The sequence below is a fragment of the Shewanella denitrificans OS217 genome (assembly GCF_000013765.1).
In the GTDB taxonomy this organism is placed as follows: domain Bacteria; phylum Pseudomonadota; class Gammaproteobacteria; order Enterobacterales; family Shewanellaceae; genus Shewanella; species Shewanella denitrificans.
Genome location: NC_007954.1, coordinates 681221 through 699526, shown reverse-complemented (window position 1 = coordinate 699526; position 18306 = coordinate 681221). Strand labels below are relative to the sequence as shown.

Genomic DNA, 18306 nt, shown 5'->3' with positions numbered 1-18306 from the left:
CAAAATCACTGACATCACGGCCTATTGCGGTTAAAAATGGTATGAGGTTTTTAACAGCGCCCCTTTACTGGTATCACTGCCCAGCAAACCAATAAATTGCACACTAAAACTGCGATTAAGATCCAACTTAGTCGCAAGGGCAAACACATCTTGAGCGTTATCAGCCATACCTTGGTGAAAGTTTAATGAAAAGGTCAGCCAATCCATCGGCCTGTATTCCCCGCCTACATTTAGCTCACCGACCTTGAAGTAGGAGTAATCCTGCATTTGATTAGCCTGCTCAAACATTTGCGGTGAGTCCGCATAGAAGGGTTGATTAATATTAGCCCCTAATGACAAGGCAAAGTCATCGAATTCATAACTTAGGGTCCATCGAGACTCGGATTGATAGCCCGCACCATCCAGAAAGTTAACAGCTAACGGGGTTAATACATCATGAGTTAATGGGGGGCGACTCAAGATAAGCCCTGTGCCTTGCGCCTGACTATGACTATCACCATGACTCCCCCCAAGGTTAAAAAAATAGCCCTCAGAAGCCACAGGCATATTGACTATAGAGAGTTTAAAACCATAGAGGGATTGATTGATTAAGGTGGCGGCTTCCAGAGGGGCGCAGCTCCCAGACAGAGGAGAGAAACTGAGAAAAACTAGGCTCAAGATAGCGCTTTTTTGAGTGAAGTTCATCTGGGTTCCTTAAGCTCGACGGGGGACGTCAATTAAAGATAGCAGCAAATAAAAGTTTGCAGCAGAGAATCATAAGAAGATAGTGAAAAACTAATTAAAACATTGATTTTAAAATATTTTAAAAATAAAAAATTCTATCCATTCATTTTCTCTCCCCATTTTTTACACTAGGCTGGAAAACATTTTTAGGCTGAGGATAATCAGTAAGCAAGCAAATAGCTTTTTAAGCAAGCCTACCGGCAGTTTATGGGCGAGCACAACCCCATAGGGAGCGCTGAAATAACTGCCAAATGCCACACAAACCGCCGCCGGAACCGAAATAAAACCTAAACTCATATCAAGGCTCTGAGCCGCCACTTGCCACCAGCCATCTCCCATTACAGCGCGGGTTTGAGCGCCTATGTCATAAATACCCATTTCTTGTGCTGCCTCAGCAGATGTCAGCCCATTAACCCAGTAGCCTAGGCTCGCCGCTATGGCTATGGGTAAGCCTATGGCCGCCGAAGTGCCGATGGCATGCTTAATGTTTATGCCTCTATTGCTCAAGTAAGGCACAGTTAAGGAACCGCCACCGATAGACACTAAGGCCGAAATCGCGCCTATGCCTAGCCCAGCTAGCCCCATACTGCTTGGGGTGAGTCTTTTACTGTCGTGAACTTGCCCTGAACTCGTTTGCCTTAACATCTTGATAGCCACACTCAGCATAAACACAGAGAAAATACCAGCCAACACTTGGGTACTTAGCGCGGTTGCAATAAAGGTTGCTGCAAAGGTGCCCAGTATTATCCAAGGGGCCATAGAGTTAACTATCGGCCACTGCACTGTGCCTTTGGCATTATGTGCTCGCATGCTGGCAAAAGAGGTCACCAAGATACAGGCCATTGAAGTGGCGATGGCATAATGCATCACTAAATGACTTTGCATACCTTGGGCTAGAAAAATGCTCACAAAGGCCGGGACTAAGACTCCGCCACCGCCAATGCCAAAGAGCCCAGCCATAACGCCCACTGCGCCGCCCAATATAAGATAAATTCCTAACCATTCCATAATTACACTCTGTCCTATAGACGTGCTTGTTAATGATAGGCATTATCCTAACTGAACTTTAGCGCGTCTTAATATCGACCAATTGCCACAAAATATCGACTTTATGCCAAAACTTGCTTCAATCGCTCCTTCCATGGAATCGACTCGGCCGTTATTACAGCCCATCACTGTCGTTAATCGGCAGCTGCAAGCCCATTGCCATGTCATGTCCCATAGCCATCTTTGGGGCCAGTTCGTCTATGCCAGCCAAGGGGTGCTCGCAGTCAACACGCCCGCCGCCAGATATTTAGTCACGCCGGAACAAGGGGTGTGGGTGAATTCCAACATCAGCCACAGCGTGACTGCCATTACTGAGGTGAGGTTAACCAGTTTCTACCTTGACGAGTCCCAATGCCAAGCCTTGCCCGAGCAATCTTGCGTACTCAATGTGGCGCCGTTTTTACACGCCTTAATACAAGAAGCGCGCCTTATACCCAGCGACTTTGATTGGCAGGGCCCTCGAGGAAGGTTGCTAAGATTAATCAGAGACTGGCTCAGTGAGGCGAAAAATGCCCCCTTTCATTTGCCCTATTCCAGCCACCCCAAACTAATGCAGCTCTTTGGTGAACTGCAAAACAACCCCGCCAATCAGGACAACATTGCCACTTGGGGCCAGCGTCTGGGGGCATCATCACGCACCCTATCCCGCTTAATAAAGGCCGAAACAGGCTTAAGCTATCGCCATTGGCGTCAACGTCTCAATCTGCAATTGTCATTAAGCTTGCTTGCTCAAGGTCATAGCATCAATCATATCGCCGACAGCCTAGGGTACGCTTCACCTTCGGCCTTCATTCACATGTTTAAGCAGCAAACCGGTGACTCACCAGCCCGCTATCGTAAATAATCCCCTTAATGCTATCCTTACCGTAAATTTACCTTTGTGATAAAAAAGTTAAGTCACAACTAGCGCTGTGACTAATACTGCTTCCTAGCGACTTTTTAACTATTAAGAATTTAACATTGGACATAACATTAAATTAATTCAATGCCACCCACCCATAAACGCTAACAATTCTCATTACCGTATAGTATATTCCTTTCGCTTTAAGACTTATTACTCTTCAAGTATTAAAACAGAGTCAATAAACCTAGGAATTACATATGTTAAACTCAAAAAATCGCTTCAGACTAACCAGCGTCGCCATGGCCATTACCATGAGTTTTACCGCCACAGTTGTGGCTGCAGAAGCGAAGAAAATAGAATCGACACCCGAAGTGATAGTGGTTAGCGGTAGCGTATTGGGTAACTCAGAAGTTGCCGACTTAAAAACCTACACAGGTAACCGCTCCATCATCACCTCAGATCAAATAGAGCGCACCGGCGTACACTCCATAGATAGCGCATTGCAACAAGTACCCGGCCTTAAAATTAAAGATGAAACCGGCACCGGCATTTTGCCGAATATTTCGGTGCGAGGATTAGACAGTAGTCGCAGTGGTTATGCTCAAGTGCTGTTGGACGGTATCCCCATGACACTCGCCCCTTATGGGCACACGGGCCAATCTTTATTTCCTGCAACCCTCTTTATGATAGATAGGATTGACGTGGCTCGCGGCGGCGCATCGGTGCAATATGGCCCGAATAATGTCGGCGGCGTGATTAACCTGATTTCAAAGCCTATCCCTGATGATTGGGAAACCCATTTGCATGAACGCATGACCTTCTTTGGTGAAGGCCAAACCCTGTTTGATACCAATATCAGCACAGGCGGCGCGGTGAATGATGATTTCGCCCTGCGCTTAGATGGCAATATCACTAAAGGCGAGTCTTTTCGTGAGCACTCAGACACAGACATCAAAAATCTGCTGTTAAAAACCGTCTGGAATATCGATGAGCGCAATAGCCTAGATACCAGTTTGCAATATTATGATGCTTTCTCTGAGTTGCCAGGCGCGCTGCACACCGCAGCCTATGAAGCAGACAGCCAACAATCCCTGCGTCCCAATGATGAGTTTAAGGCCGACACTAAACGCCTATCGATGAAATACAGCCATGTGCTCGCGGGCTCAGACACCATAGACTACGGTGAGTTCGACTTAACGGCCTTTGGCAATAAGAGCTCACGTAATTTTCAATGGGATTTTTACGATAAAAACAAAGACACCGACGGTAATTTAGGCAGCAGCTGGAGCGACACCACCCAAGAAGCCACTCACTTGCGCAATTCCCCCCGTGACTTCACTGTGGTCGGCATAGAGCCCAAAATGAGCCTATTTATTGATGGTGACGTGAGCCAACATATTATCGCGGGAGCCCGTTACGTTAACGAAGATATTACCTATCAACTCAACCACATAGAAAAATCGACCCAAGCCGCAGTGCGCCCCCGTGACTGGCAGATGGACACAGATGCCATGGCCTATTTTATCAGTAACAAAATCGGCTTCTTGGATGACAGCTTGTCTGTTACCCCAGGGCTGAGATACGAAGACGTACGCATGACCTTTACCAACCTAGGTCAAGATTATAGCCAAGATAACCATGTTACTGAGCTGCTTCCCGGCATCACTTTAGGCTATGAGTTTACTGACGCTTGGTTTGCTTATGCCAATGCTCAGCGCTCACTCAGAACGCCGCAGATCTCACAGCTTTGGCCTAAAGGCCAGACCCTTGAGTCTGAACTCTCGTGGAACTATGAAGCCGGCATTCGTTTTACTCCCACAGAGCGCAGCAATATTAACCTAGCAGCGTACCGCATCGACTTTAAAAACAAAGCCGAATACGACAGAAATATCAGCATGTTCGTCAATATTGGGCAAACCAAAAACCAAGGTATTGAGTTAGAAGGCACTTATTCCCCCCTGTCTTTACCTGAGCTAACCTTAAGCGGTGCGTATAACTATTTGGATACCGAGCAGCTTGATGGAGAGTATGCGGGTAATGAACTGCCTTCAGTCTCCAAGCATCAGCTATCGGCCAGTGCGCTCTACAGTATTGATGATATAGATTTAGGCTTAATGGCCTACTATTACAGTCAATCCTTCGCCGATTTAGCCAACACTGTCACCGAAAGTGTCTCAGGCACTGAAGGCGAAGTCCCCGCTTATACTGTGATTAACTTCAACATAAGTACCGAGTTTTTTAAACAAGACAATAAAGGCCTTAAGGTCGGTTTATCCGTTAACAACCTGTTTGATAATGACTATTACTTTAGAGGTTTAGATGTCTCTCCCGCTGGACGAGTTGCAGCCCCAGGGCGCTCATTGAGCCTAGACATAGGTTATCGCTTCTAGGGCTTTGACTAAAATCTAAATCAAAATCTAAATCAAAACACAAAAGCATGGAAGCCTAAAGCAATGAAAGCTATTTCTGTAAAATAGCTTTTAAATCTTCTGGGATAGCCATAGGTTCGAAGGGACTGACCTTGGCGCCACCGGTATTACCCACAGGCACCCAAATGCGAGAAAAAATTACTGAGGCTAACATACGGGGAATTTGACCTAACACTTCTCTGGCATCATGAGTTTTTAGGCCCACTTTTAGCATCCACCAATGGGATTGGGTATGCGGAATCACATAAGCCTGCCCCAGAATATGGGCCCGCTCAAGATGGAAAAAGGCCTTAGTAAATTGACCTTGCTCGTACAATTGTTGAGCGCTATCCATTTCGGCAATGAAAGCCCGTTTCACATTAACCTTCATATTAACTTCCTATTGTTGAACTTTAATTCAAGCGGCATTGGATAATATACCACCAAGAGTTAATGACCTATAATTCAATGACCTAACACTAAGTAAAACACTTTTCCGCCACCCTCCGACAACATTTTCTGTCTAAAGTTCAAAAAAATATTAATAAAAACTTCAATTAAAATTGCAGTTATAAAAAGCTGTTCTAGTCTTTAGCTTGAATATAAACCACTTGAAAGGTTTTCTATGAAAAATAAGATAGCGCTAGGTATTTGCTCAATCTTACTCAGTACAACTGCTTATGCCGAAGTGAATGTTTCAGGGTTTGCCTCTGTCGTAGGAGGTCAAGTCTTGGACGGCACGGGTGTTGCTGAATTTGATTTAGGGCCCACATTTTTAGCTGACTACCCGCTAGTTGGCAAGTACGAAGAAGAAATTACCTTTGATCCTGATACCTTATTCGGGTTGCAGTTCTCAGCCGATCTGATGGATGGATTAAGAGCCACGGCTCAAGTCGTCTCCCGTGGCGCTAACGATTATTCAGCTAGCTTTGAATGGGCTTATTTATCCTATGAGCTAAACGATAACTGGACAGTGCAAGCAGGTAAAAAACGCTTACCTCTCTATTATTACAGCGACTTTTTCGACGTCGGCTATGCCTATGTTTGGATAAGACCACCAGCAGATAATTACACTTGGCAAATCTTTAACTACACTGGCGTCAGTGGCTTGTATAACTATGTCGTGGGTGATTGGACAGTCTCTGGCCAGGTCTATTTTGGCAGTGAAGACAGTGAGCCCAATAAGCTATTATCTGAATTTTTCTTCCTCGAAAATACCCGAGAAATTTGGAAAGACATCAAAGGTATTGTGGTTGAGTTAAATAAAGATTGGTTCGAACTTCGCCTCACGCATATGCAATACACCAATGAACGTTATATTGGTGGGGTGCAGCAAGAATGGAATGGCAGCACAGAGCGTACAGGTAAATTTTATGGCTTAGCGGCTAATGTTGAATATGACAACTATCTAATTTTATCTGAAATCAATCGCTTGGTGCTAGATAACACCAACTTAGACACTTATCTCATCACCTTCGGCTACCGTATAGATTCGGTCATGCCCTATATTTCCTATTCAAATTTTGATGATGGAGAAGATGGCGAAGTACACAATACAACATCTGTAGGTATTCGCTGGGACTTTCATCCTTCTGCAGCATTTAAAATTCAATATGACGACGTAAAAGATAAGGGTGGACCAGGACTTAAAGTTGCTGGTGATGCTACAGCCATCAGTGTCGGTGTCGATGTTGTTTTCTAGGAGAGGCATATGAACAAGATAATATTAACTCTGGTATTAAGCTTACTATCCCTGCCGATTTTTGCCGAAGTTGTGGTGATTGCGCACCCAAGCAATGGGGATACATTCGATAGAAAAGAAATTGAAAACATCTATTTGGGAAAATCAAGAACCTTCCCAAGTGGTGCTGCCGTGCTACCATTAAATTTGGATAACTCAGTGCCAGCCAGAGAGGCATTTGATAGCAAGGTGCTGAATAAAACATCGACTCAAATTAAGTCTTATTGGGCTCAAAAAGTGTTTACTGGTAAAGGCACGCCACCCAAAGAAGTGGGCAGTGTCGCCGAAATGCTGGAGTTAGTGGCAGCGAATCCAAGCATCATAGGTTATGTCGATAGTAGTGATGCTACAGACGCTGTAAAAGTGATAGGCAAGTTTTAATGGACTGTCACTAACTCCCACCGCGCTTGTAACGACACTCCAAGGAGGAGAAACTGAGGCGAGTTTTCACTCGCCTCAGTTCTTTCTCTGCATGTCACAATTTGGCTATCCTCAAGGCTTAACTCTGGGCCATAGAAATGGTGAACACCCGATTTCGACCTTCATTTTTAGCACGATACAAGGCGTAATCGGTAATTTTAAGTAAAGTATCAAAGCACGCATCATCAGGCATGGAGGTCAGATCGCTGATGCCAAAGCTTGCGGTGGTATGAATCCCCTGAGGGTTAAGTTGCTCAATCTGTTGGCGCAGTTGCTCGGCTTTGCCAAAGGCATCATGCTGATCGCAATTAGGCAAATAAATAATGACGGTTATAGAGTTTGGTGAGCTGATCCTTCATGGCTAACTCATACATTTGCAATCGTTGGCTTTCTATATCTTTAAGCGCCGCGGATAACTCTTGAGTTCGTTAAGGTACAGGAAGGCTATGGCCGCCTCGATGCATTAAACCGTATCGGCAATCAAGTCTTCGCCACAAACCTTGATCGCAGAGAAAACTATCAGCCCATAGATGCACCGGTTAACTATCCCTTTATCTGGACCTCATCTTGGTTTAAATGGGTGCAATACGATGCCTCTATTATGCAGCCATTGGTGCGTAACGTCGGCGAGTCCATAGGTGTGAGTGCCCAAGTAGACATGCTCTCCCCTAAAGACGAGGGTCGATTCCAATCTTCTGTGCCCATTGAAAATATGGTGTGGATTGAAAATTTCTTGAAAGGCGAGGCGTTTAATCAAGGCCTCACCGCCCCTGCTTGGCCCTTTGAGCCCATTAGCGAAAGTGATGAAAATTATAAATTTGGCAAGGACTTGTATCAGCAGCGCTGCCAAGGATGCCACTTACCTGTGATTTCAGATCCGGCCCTATTGGCACATTTAACACCCATCGAATACCGCCAAGATGGCCAACGGCTGCAAACCGAAGAGAAAGTGCTCGACTTAGTGATAATACCTCAGCAAGACATAGGCACAGATCCCGCCCAAGGCAATATATTGAAGACACGTTTAATAGACACCTCAGGAAAGGAGCAAGGCCGCACCGATAGGCAAACGTCAGGCTTAGGATTGGATGCCGTACTCTGCAGTTTAGATACGCAGCAAGTGCTTAACAACCAATTGTTTGAAAGTGAAAACCCACAAAACGTCGACCTAATTAATGGCATTAAAATGAGCGATGGCGGTGATGCTAATTTTGCCCTCGCCCTTGGCTCAACCGTTGAGCAAACCATCTTGGCCTGGTACAAGGAAAACGTTATTTCAGATCCCAAACTAATCGAAAAGTTATCCGGCGGTCGACCTAACTGCTTGCAGGCAGGTCAAGGTTATAAAGCCAGACCCTTAAATGGGGTTTGGGCAACCGCCCCTTATTTGCATAATGGCTCGGTGGCGACCATTAAGGATCTTATCTGTAACACCCAGCAGCAAAGGCCCAAATTTGTGCTCTTAGGTGACATACGATTCGATGCGGACAACCTAGGTCTCTATCAAGCGCCCAAGCTGCAAAACATCGCTAAGCAAACCTTAGCTACTGGCAAGCTATACACGGATGAAGGCTACTTTATTCTCGATACTTCCCTTGGGGGTAATAGCAATCAAGGCCACAGTTTTAGCGACGAATTTAATCCCGCCTTGCCCCACAATAAACAGTCAACAGGCGTAATTGGTGAAAAGTTTACTGACAAGGAATGCGAGGCTATCCTCGATTACCTTAAGATGATTTAATTCGCGCTTTTAGCATAAAAAAGTCGGCACTAGTGCCGACTTTTTTTATGCGTTAATTAATACGTAATTACCGAGTCATTGAGCGGAAATTAATACGGTCACAACAAGCCTATGGTGTTCGGATTTGGGGCCTGTGAGCTAATAAAGTCTGTCGCCCCTACAGGCAAACGCTCATCAACACACACACCTTGCTGGTTTTTTGCCGCCGCAATTAACACGGCGCTGTAATTGGCAGAGGCATGGCTGTCTAAAAAATCGAACTTACCCAATAAGCTGTCTTTATGGAAGGCAATAAGGAGAGCGTGGGGAATATGCTGATACCCCATCAATGTGGGCGGAACACAGGGAACCTTGTCATAGGTATTTTGCACCCTAAGGGTTTGGCGACTGGGGTCTTGCTGCGCCCCTTGCTGCATATAAAACTGCACAAAATCACTGTTGCCCACTCTTGGACAAGCAAAGTTAATGTTCGATGCCATAATCTTAGGCCGAGACACTGCCACATCTAAGGTGAACAGCTCACTTAACGCTGATCCTAGGCTGTGACCCGTGATTAACAATTCTGCTATGGGTTTATCCGATGCGTTATATTTATCAAGTAAACTAAAGACTTGCTGCTGCATTGAGGGGGTTGGCGCTTGGCTGTCGCTTTTACTGTCACTATAGACGTCGAAGAACCCTGACTCCACCTGAACCTGGGCCGGTACAGCTTGAGTCACATCAAAGGGCACAAATAATCTTTTCTCCGTCCCTAAATCGTCAAGCACATCCAAGAAAGAGGCCGTGCCCCTAAATGCAAAGATATACTTAAAGGGCGCCTTGAGTGTGCGAAACACCACCCCATAACACTCTAAGGTCTTATCTCGATTAAAAATGGCATCCACACCCGTCCAATAATCGACATATTCAAACCCTTGTGGGGGGATTAACCCATCAAGCTGACAATCCATAGGGTCTTGAGTATTAAAGGCCTGATAAGCTTGAAGGCTCGCCTCCATGAGTTGTAGTACTTTGTTTTTATCTGTGGCATTTATGCTTGTCAGGTACGCTGTGGTCATGGTGGCTATTCCAAGCTAATTTTTAACCAAAGCATACTTATATCAAGCTTATAAATCAATTGGATAGACTAGACACAGGTTTTTTCAGTAACTTGCGCTGCAAGGTGCGTCTGTGCATCCCAAGCTGTCTGGCGGTTTCTGAGACATTGCCTTGATTAGCGCTCAGCACTTGCTGAATATGCTCCCACTCCAAACGCTTAGGATTTAGCGGTAAGTCATCCTGCTCATCTGACTTAGTCTCTCCTTGCATAGCATCCTTGTTGACGTCCAGTGCCGCAAGTAAAGTATGGGTGTCCACAGGTTTGGCAAGGTAATTATTTGCCCCAAGACGCATGGCCTCTACGGCTGTCGCTATACTGGCATAGCCTGTCAGTAGCACCATCATGGTCTTGGGCAGCAGATTGCGCAGTGGCACAATGAGATTTAAACCGTTATCTTTTGCAAGCTTCATGTCCAATAAGATATGGCTCGGCTGAAAATGGCGCGCGGTTAATAGGGCGTCACTGGCATCATGACTCAGCTGACATTCAAACCCATGGCGCGCCATACGGCGGCTCAGGATGGCAGCAAGCCCTTGATCGTCTTCAATAATGAGTAACCTTTTCATGCTGTCCTTTTTGTTCCTGTTTCGCTATTTACTGTGGGCAAACGCACTTCGGCGACCGTGCCGCCCTGTGGATGCTGAGCCAAAATCAATTGCCCGCCCAAACGCTCTATGCTTGCATGACTAAGTAATAACGCGGCCCCCAAACCCTTAGGGCTTTGCACTAAGCGGTTGCCCAGTTGCGCCAAGAGTGCCGGCGCTATGCCTTGGCCAAAGTCGCGAATACGCAAACCTATGCCTTGCCCCGCAGCCTGTAACGCCACAGTGATGCTCACTTTTGGCTGTTGAATATTGTCCATGCTCGCCCTGAGGCCATTGTCTATGAGGGCCATCAAAGCCGGCACCACACTGGGATCGGTATTGAGCTCGATTGCAGCTAACCCTGAGGACAAAGTATCAGGCCAGCTGATTTTCGCCTGCGGCATAAACAGCAAACAACTGTGCTGCAAGGCGTTAATTAAGTCAGCCAAGTTCTGCTTGGCCATATGCTGAGAGCGTATGTTTTCTGTGGCTAAGCGTAATTCTTTAAGCGTGTGCTCACAGCGCCCAAGGGCAAGATCCATTTCTTCAGCCGTCTGAGTTTGATAAGCCAGCGCTTGGGGGCTTTCTTTAGCTTCATCCAGCAATAGCCGTAAGCTTGAAAGCGGCGTTGCTAATTGGTGGGCCATCTGCGCCGAGGCAGTGCCTAAAGCGAGCAGCTGCTCTTGAGTCAACTGCGCTTCCCTGTGATAGGCAAGCTCGGCATCTTGTTTGCGCATCCGCCTTGCTATCAAGGCGACGCTGGTGGTTAATGCCAGTGCCGACACCACAAAATTAAGCCACATGCCTACATAATGAGAGCCCATGTCCATGGTGCCATGGGCCATGTGTGCCATCATCTCATGCCCCATGGCGGCATGTTCACTTGTGCTCGGCGCGCCTCCAGTATCAAAACTTGGCACAAAAAAAATCATCAAACTATAGGCTAAGGTCGATAATGCCGTCAGGCTCCACGCCGCCCACAAGGGCAAGGTCACAGCCGCCAGGGCGATAGGTAATAGCAGCAATGAAATAAAAGCGTTAGTGGCGCCGCCCGAAAAATACAGCCAAGCCGTCCACAATAAGGTGTCTATCAGTAATACTGAAAACAGCCCTGTCTCGTGTAAAAATAACCCTTTGCGATACCAAAGCGTTACCAGCAAATAGCCAAACGCTAAGCCAAGCACCCAAGTTAACGGGGTTAATTGCAGGCTTAAGCCAAAGGCTTGCTCGCCCACTAAGGTCAGTAATAGTTGCAGCAACCAACCTAAGGCTCTGAGCAAGGCGAGTTGATCCGCTGAGCCTAGCCCTCGGCTTAACATTTTCACCGCTGAAGCTTCACGCTTAGACAAAATACTGGCTTCCTTCATTGTTCATATATGCTTGAAGATCTATTACTAAAATAGCTATGGATACATTTTCACGCCTCACCCTAGCAGTCCCCAAAAAAACAGCAAGCCTAGGTTTGCTGTTCCGCTATCAAAATCACACATTAACCGCCACATCAGCATATAAGCTGACGTGGCTCCCCCCCGCGTTTTCACGTTAAGCCTAAGTGTCGGCCTAACCCACGACAACTGATGGTTCACAGCTTGAAATAATTATGGCTTGGCAAACCTAGATGAGATGTTTACCCTTATCATTTATTGTAACTTAAGCCAAGGCCATAGGTAATTAACCTTAAACGCTAGAAACTTACATTACACCCAAAACCTGAGTGCTTATAAGCGATCCTATGACAGCTGACTTACCTTTGATCTTAGCCGGCCCTTTTCTGCGCCACTGTGATAATGATAATTTCACCTTGTGCTGGGTAAGCCGTGAGCCTTTGACTGAGCTTAAGCTCACCCTGGCAGCCAAGCAGCATTCATTAACCTCTGAGCATTTACAAGAATTTGCCTTAGGCGATAAAGCGTTTTACTACTTGCTGCACCTAACGCAAACAGACTTGCTCCCGAGCAATCAAGGGATTAGCTATCATTTAAGCGCTAATGGTCATTCAGACGTGTTCGCCTCTATTAGCGAGTTAACCTATGCTGCCCAAATCCCCCCCACCACTGAGCCTGCCAACGCAGATGGCACAGAAGTAGACGGCACAGACACAGTCAACAAAGCGCAATCAACTAAAGCGTTAGCTAACTCGGCAAACGGGCCGGTATTTTATATCAAGCCAGACATAGTTGACATGCTTCATGGCTCTTGCCGTAACCCCCACCATCACAGCGATGATGCGCTAAAAGCTGCCGACACCCGCCTGAGTCAAGACTTAAGCCTTGAAGCCAGACCAAGCCTACTCATGTTAAGTGGCGATCAAGTCTATGTGGATGATGTCTCAGGCCCCATGCTCTTTGCCATAGGCCAAGTCATCACCCTACTGGGACTAAAACAAGAGTGCTTCGAAGGAGCGAAAATAGCCGACAGTGAGGCGTTAGATTACAACCCAGGCTCCATGTATCAGCGCCATAATAAGTTATTGCCGCACACTCAATATCCCGCTAAAACCGCCTTGTGGCGTTGGTATCGCAACCACCCAATTTTTACCTCCTCCATGGCGGAAAACCACTTACTCAGTCTTGCTGAAGTCATCGCCCTCTACCTGCTGACCTGGTCGCCCAGCTTGTGGCAATGTGTCGATATTCCGCAGCATGCCACTGAGCTTAACAAGTTAGCTAGCCAGCGCTGGAATAAGCAATATCAGTACTTGATGGTATTTGTAGAGGGACTCGGTCAAGTGAGGCGTTTACTGGCCCATCTGCCGACGTATATGATGTTTGACGATCATGATGTGACCGATGACTGGAACCTCACCGCCCGTTGGGAAGAGGCCGCCTATGGCCATGCCTTCTCCAAGCGCATCATAGGCAATGCCCTAATTGGCTACACCCTGTTTCAAGGCCTTGGCAATAACCCAGACAAGTTCAAGCTTGAACTGCTGCCCTTGATACATAAGCTGTTTAGCCAAGCTAACACGCTGACAATCAACACTAACAGCCATTCAATCGATGCAGCGTGCACAGATCAGAATGCTGCTGAGGTTGCGAGTGAGAATACCCCTGGTAAGACTGCAGTTAAGACAGCAGGTGAGACTGCTGCTGAGAAAGCAGATGAGACAGTTGGGCCACAAGATGTGCTTATTCAAGCCTTGCTCAAATTTGAGCATTGGCATTACAGCCTAGCCACCTCCCCTAAAGTCGTGGTGCTCGATACCCGCACCCGCCGTTGGCGCAGCGAATCCAACTTAGCCAAACCTTCAGGCTTGATGGACTGGGAAGCCTTGATGGATTTACAGCAAGAGCTTATCGACCAAGACAAGGTGATTATCGTCTCCCCCGCCCCCATCTTTGGGGTTAAGTTTATTGAAGCGATTCAGCGCACAGCCACCTTAATCGGCGGCTCGCTGTTAGTGGATGCGGAAAATTGGATGGCGCACCCTGGGGCCGCCAATGCACTGCTGAGCATCTTTATGCACCGCAAGACACCGCAGCAATTTGTGATCTTATCTGGGGATGTGCACTACTCATTTAGCTACGATATTCGCATTCGCTTTCGCCACGGCAGCCCGCATATTTACCAAATCACCTGCAGCGGCATTAAGAATCAGTTTCCCGAAAAGTTGTTACCCTGGTTTGATAAACTCAATGGCTGGCTTTATGGTCATTTTTCACCACTCAACTGGTTCACTAAGCGTAAACGCATGCTCATTCGTGGCCGCCGCCCCAACGGCCATAGCAGCCAGCGCCTCGTTAATCGCAGCGGTTTAGGCATATTAACCTTGGCCGAAAACGGCGCCCCCAAACAGATAAGCGTGCTTCACAGCGATCTCAGTCAGACCATCTTCGAACCACCAAGAAATGAGCGCTAAATAAGCGTTAGATGAGCGCTAATACACACTGTATTTGAGCCTTAAATTGCCGAACAGTCACTTATTAACGGCCCCCCAATAACTGCACGCCAAGAAACAGCGACACCTGTAACCCCTTGTATGACCATAATTTAGTTTGATGGTTTATCTGAGCACGAATGTCATTTTCTTATAAAAAGTTTGATCACTTTCTAACGCACTTTTGGACATAAACTATTTTACATAAACTCTGCCATACAGGCTCGCCATGGCATTTACTCAACGACACGCAGCAAGTCCGTCCTTGGATGCTCGAACATCCCGTCCATGGGATAGACGGTCGTCTCGCAAATTGCCATGGTTCGCCTTTTCAACCTCAGTGTTGCCCTTCAGCTCTCAAGGGCTGAAAAATACCAAGCCTTGAATTAACACCCTACTCACAGGTTGCACCAAACTCCCCCTCGAAGTTGCCGAAATATTCACGTAAAAATACCGTGTAACCATCAAGGATGATGGTTAAGGCGCGTTAGCACAGGGAAGTGCTGTCGAGCCGTTAGGCATTTTTACGCGAATATAAGGAATAACAACTTCGTCGGGGCGGCACGGAGGGAGCTCCAAGGGGGAGGGATTGCTGTTGATCTTTCCCCCTTGGTCGGGTGTGGGTTGAAGACCCACGACGTAAATCCAAACGAAGTTTGGACATCTTACTGACACACTTTTGGACAAAACATTGTTAGATAATTCACTCTTATTAGCCAGATTCGGATTAGCTATTCTAATAGTAATGCTTCGTTTGGTTGCAAACTAACCAACACTCGATATCACCAGTCGGAATCGGCATAACAGGGACATGAATCAATTCTCTAGAGATCTGATTCATCTTAAGGGAAAAAATCGCCCCAGAACAGCTGCAAACGGGGCGATAGGGCGGGTTTTAGCGGATGGCGTGAATCAGTCTGAGCCAGAGTGATTCACTGGCACAATTTAGGGCTGATATTGATAATAAATGGGATCATACCATTCCTTATCAAGTGGCCAAATTTAATGTCAACTACACCACGAGTTTACACTCTATCAGGGTCATTTACTGTTGCGGAAATATAGGTACAACAAGCCTATAGGAGCAATAAATATTGCCAAGCACCAGCAAAGTGCCATTGTAAACAATTTAACAACTAGCATAAAAATGGCGTTTACAAAAAACACCTGCCTTCCGAGTATGAAGCCAACCACATTTTCATACACGAATCTTGAGTATGGATAGAGTAAAGTATTAGCTATTAGCAAACCAATAAACCCATACTGGATAGGCCCTTCCCCCTGGGCAACCGCATGAGTGTTCATTATTTAGTCGGTGCGCATAATCCAGCGATTAACACCTTCTCCAGAAATGCTGGATTCATTAAACAACGCTTTCGTTTACCAACAATACTGAGCTTTGTCGGTTCTTTTTGCAGCATGTTTAGCGACATGTGCCTTAAGTAAGCGAGATTTTCAGCGCCGTTATTTTTGTAGATCTGGCATTCATCTTCGTTCATGCTGACATCCAAGACCCAGTGCATTGACTCGATCCCCCAATGTTCGCGAGTCGCACTTAAGGCTTGCTCTGCTGATAACACTTTCGAACTGATATAGTAACGATATTCAAGGCTCGCCGTCTTACCTTTAACAGCCCTAAAGCTTTCAACCATAACGATGGATTTGAGTGCTTCCCAATGTGTAAAATCACCGTCAAGTGCAGCAGAACTCAGCACATAGCAGGTTCGGTTTTCAATACGACCATGGCTTTTTTCTATATTGACATGGTCATCACTTAAGCCAGCTGAACGATGCGGACTAAAGGCTTTATTTACCGCTTTAGCTAAGTTGCCTTGATTGTTTTTTACCGCCAGTAGGTAGTCACCACCTTTGTCGATAATCGTTGTAGCAATAGCCGTTTGACAGCCCATAGCATCGATTGTCACTAGCGCTCCGCGCAGGTCTAGCATTTTTAATAGGGTTGGAATGGCTGTGATTTCATTACTTTTTTGCTCTGCTTTTAATTGACCCAGTACCAGCTTATTCGCTGAAGCATAGGCACTTATCATGTGGATAGTGCTGCTTCGATCATCACGATTATATGAACCACGTAGCGTCTTTCCATCAATCGCAATGACTTCTCCATTAGTCAGCTGGTGAACTGACTTCATCCATGCAAGAAAACAGGCATTAAAGCTATCAGGATCAATCATAGAAACTATCCTGGCAATGGTATCGTCAGCAGGGATCCCATCGATGAACATTTTTTGTTTTTTGAACCAAGAATGGTGACCAAGAATGTATTCTCGGATCTCGAACCAGCCATTGGAACTCGCAATAACAGCGCACAGCGAACCGAACAGTACATCGAACAGGGGATAGGTAACTTTTGCACTTTGGCGATGGTCGTCAATGGCACTAAAATGCTGCTTGAATGATTCGATATACATGAGCTGACTCCTGAAAAAGGAGTATAAGATCACAAGCACGTGATCAGGTCAATATTCTTCTTAAATCGCTCAAATAACGTTCACGATCTGGCCTTGGCCCTTCCCCCTGAGCTACAACGTATAAAATAAATGCAGAGAATAACGCTGCAAAGAAAATTTGACGGAGATAGTATTCAGTAGACAATCCGCCTAGCGAACCACACCTAGCATTGATATTTAGGTTGCTTGAAAATACCTGCTCAATGAAAAATTCGGAGCGGGTGATGAAAACCTACAGAACAAGTATACAGTGGCAGATAATTGTGCCCGTTATTCAGTCTGGGCCAGAGTGATTCACTGGCTCATTTTTGGACATTTCCGAGTTAGACCATTAATTCTAATTCATGAGTTTCAGGTTAAATTTTCTATGGGTAACGCCTCAAACACCGGCTTGGTCAAGTTTGCGGCAATTTTGGAACAAAATTGATGACAGCTTTACCAAGTCCGCGTGCTTTGACTTGTTAGCCGAATTTAGTTTCCAAGGACTCTTTTAGAGTTAGTAATAAAGTTTGTTTTAGATAGTGGAGATTTGTAATAGTCTTCATCTAGGAAACGCAATAACTTCTTGAGGTCAGACTTATTGTCTGGGATTTTGATCAATTCATCGCCGTTTTCGGTAATGGTAATAAAAGGAATGCTAAATTCTGTAGCAACAGCTTTCATTTCATTAATTGGTACATTTTGAAGAATACCACTTTGCTGAATGAGTGATATCTTTCGCCTAACCCATGAATCTGACATTTCTAGGAGTTGACTATTATCTGCGGATTTTATCAAATCCATATTTGAAAACTCAATCACATCATCGTCGGTTGCTTCTTTGTAATATTCACTTAAATCAAAAATCTGTCTGGTATTATGGAAGCTAAAAAATTTTAATTTACCTTCTTCTAGCGTAGCGGTTAGCTTGTGGTCGATGGTAAGACCAATACCCTCTATTTTTTTATATACATTAGCTGAGTGAAAAATTGATAACCCATTCGTAGATATAATTTTTCTTCTGTCGAAGTTTTGAAGTAGTACTTTAACTCCACCAGTTTCCAGTATATACCCAGAAAATAACGCCTTTATATAATGAAAAAAATCTTCACTCGGATCAACTAAATCCAAGCTAGTAGGGTTTCTTATGGCGCTTTCAAGATTATCAATGTCGTCATAATTCTCGATACAAAGAACTTCACCTGCATCGGGCTTATATTTTCCATCAAAGACAATTTCATCTTGCTGAAGGTCAAACGAGGATTCTTGGTCTTTTAGGTATGTCGTAAGGTCGGCCTGCACATCATTGGAAAGGTTAAATTTAACAATTCTTTTGGCTGGATCACTGGTTAATGCAAAAAGGCTAAGCGTCATG

General features: G+C 45.6%; 15 protein-coding genes. 6 read left to right on the top strand and 9 right to left on the bottom strand.

The features are described 5' to 3' along the window. Positions 1-30: 30 nt before the first annotated feature. On the bottom strand, positions 31-684 hold the full coding sequence (locus SDEN_RS03205) for a hypothetical protein (protein ID WP_011495067.1): 654 nt from the start codon (positions 682-684) through the stop codon (positions 31-33). A 162-nt stretch (positions 685-846) separates the two neighbouring features. Then, the gene (locus SDEN_RS03200; RefSeq protein WP_011495066.1) at positions 847-1731 is read right to left on the bottom strand and encodes a sulfite exporter TauE/SafE family protein; all 885 of its coding nucleotides are present in this window, start codon (positions 1729-1731) and stop codon (positions 847-849) included. A gap of 133 nt (positions 1732-1864) precedes the next feature. Between SDEN_RS03200 and SDEN_RS03195 the strand changes: the two genes are divergently transcribed. Continuing rightward, on the top strand, positions 1865-2614 hold the full coding sequence (locus tag SDEN_RS03195; RefSeq protein WP_232279923.1) for an AraC family transcriptional regulator: 750 nt from the start codon (positions 1865-1867) through the stop codon (positions 2612-2614). A gap of 257 nt (positions 2615-2871) precedes the next feature. Then, positions 2872-5004: a TonB-dependent receptor family protein gene (locus SDEN_RS03190; RefSeq protein WP_011495064.1), complete on the top strand. Its 2133-nt coding sequence runs from the start codon at positions 2872-2874 to the stop codon at positions 5002-5004. A 70-nt stretch (positions 5005-5074) separates the two neighbouring features. Here the strand turns inward: SDEN_RS03190 and SDEN_RS03185 are convergent, their stop codons facing one another. Then, on the bottom strand, positions 5075-5413 hold the full coding sequence (locus SDEN_RS03185; protein WP_011495063.1) for a DUF3703 domain-containing protein: 339 nt from the start codon (positions 5411-5413) through the stop codon (positions 5075-5077). Positions 5414-5647: 234 nt separating this feature from the next. On the opposite strand from SDEN_RS03185, the gene SDEN_RS03180 reads away from it, so the two are divergent. Both SDEN_RS03180 and SDEN_RS03175 read left to right on the top strand, forming a co-directional pair. Continuing rightward, positions 5648-6724, top strand: coding sequence for a hypothetical protein (locus SDEN_RS03180; RefSeq protein WP_011495062.1), 1077 nt, complete (start codon positions 5648-5650; stop codon positions 6722-6724). Positions 6725-6733: 9 nt separating this feature from the next. After that, positions 6734-7144 carry a phosphate ABC transporter substrate-binding protein gene (locus tag SDEN_RS03175; RefSeq protein WP_011495061.1) on the top strand — a complete coding sequence of 137 codons (411 nt, stop codon included), beginning with the start codon at positions 6734-6736 and terminating at the stop codon, positions 7142-7144. Between the two features lie 118 nt (positions 7145-7262). Here the strand turns inward: SDEN_RS03175 and SDEN_RS03170 are convergent, their stop codons facing one another. Then, positions 7263-7499 (bottom strand): diguanylate cyclase domain-containing protein, encoded by a 237-nt coding sequence (locus SDEN_RS03170; RefSeq protein ID WP_011495060.1) that lies wholly within the window; start codon positions 7497-7499, stop codon positions 7263-7265. 96 nt (positions 7500-7595) lie between these two features. On the opposite strand from SDEN_RS03170, the gene SDEN_RS03165 reads away from it, so the two are divergent. Continuing rightward, on the top strand, positions 7596-8924 hold the full coding sequence (locus SDEN_RS03165; RefSeq protein WP_269571454.1) for a c-type cytochrome: 1329 nt from the start codon (positions 7596-7598) through the stop codon (positions 8922-8924). A gap of 98 nt (positions 8925-9022) precedes the next feature. On the opposite strand, the gene SDEN_RS03160 is transcribed toward SDEN_RS03165, so the two are convergent. The 3 genes from SDEN_RS03160 to SDEN_RS03150 are packed head-to-tail and all read right to left on the bottom strand — an operon-like array spanning position 9023 to position 11974. Next, positions 9023-9982 carry a lipase family protein gene (locus SDEN_RS03160; RefSeq protein WP_011495058.1) on the bottom strand — a complete coding sequence of 320 codons (960 nt, stop codon included), beginning with the start codon at positions 9980-9982 and terminating at the stop codon, positions 9023-9025. A gap of 55 nt (positions 9983-10037) precedes the next feature. Further along, positions 10038-10589, bottom strand: a complete 552-nt coding sequence (locus SDEN_RS03155; protein ID WP_011495057.1) for a response regulator transcription factor — start codon at positions 10587-10589, stop codon at positions 10038-10040. Then, a complete protein-coding gene (locus tag SDEN_RS03150) occupies positions 10586-11974 on the bottom strand; it encodes a sensor histidine kinase (protein WP_011495056.1) in 1389 nt (462 codons plus the stop codon). The genes SDEN_RS03155 and SDEN_RS03150 overlap by 4 nt, the downstream gene beginning before the upstream one ends. A gap of 365 nt (positions 11975-12339) precedes the next feature. Here SDEN_RS03150 and SDEN_RS20785 point away from each other — a divergent pair, with 365 nt between their 5' ends. Beyond that, on the top strand, positions 12340-14466 hold the full coding sequence (locus SDEN_RS20785) for a hypothetical protein (protein ID WP_011495055.1): 2127 nt from the start codon (positions 12340-12342) through the stop codon (positions 14464-14466). A gap of 1322 nt (positions 14467-15788) precedes the next feature. Here SDEN_RS20785 and SDEN_RS03135 read toward each other — a convergent pair. Together SDEN_RS03135 and SDEN_RS19720 are read right to left on the bottom strand one after the other, a co-directional pair. Then, positions 15789-16913: an ISAs1-like element ISSde9 family transposase gene (locus SDEN_RS03135; RefSeq protein WP_011495053.1), complete on the bottom strand. Its 1125-nt coding sequence runs from the start codon at positions 16911-16913 to the stop codon at positions 15789-15791. Between the two features lie 510 nt (positions 16914-17423). After that, the gene (locus SDEN_RS19720; RefSeq protein ID WP_011495052.1) at positions 17424-18305 is read right to left on the bottom strand and encodes a Kiwa anti-phage protein KwaB-like domain-containing protein; all 882 of its coding nucleotides are present in this window, start codon (positions 18303-18305) and stop codon (positions 17424-17426) included. Position 18306 lies beyond the last annotated feature (1 nt).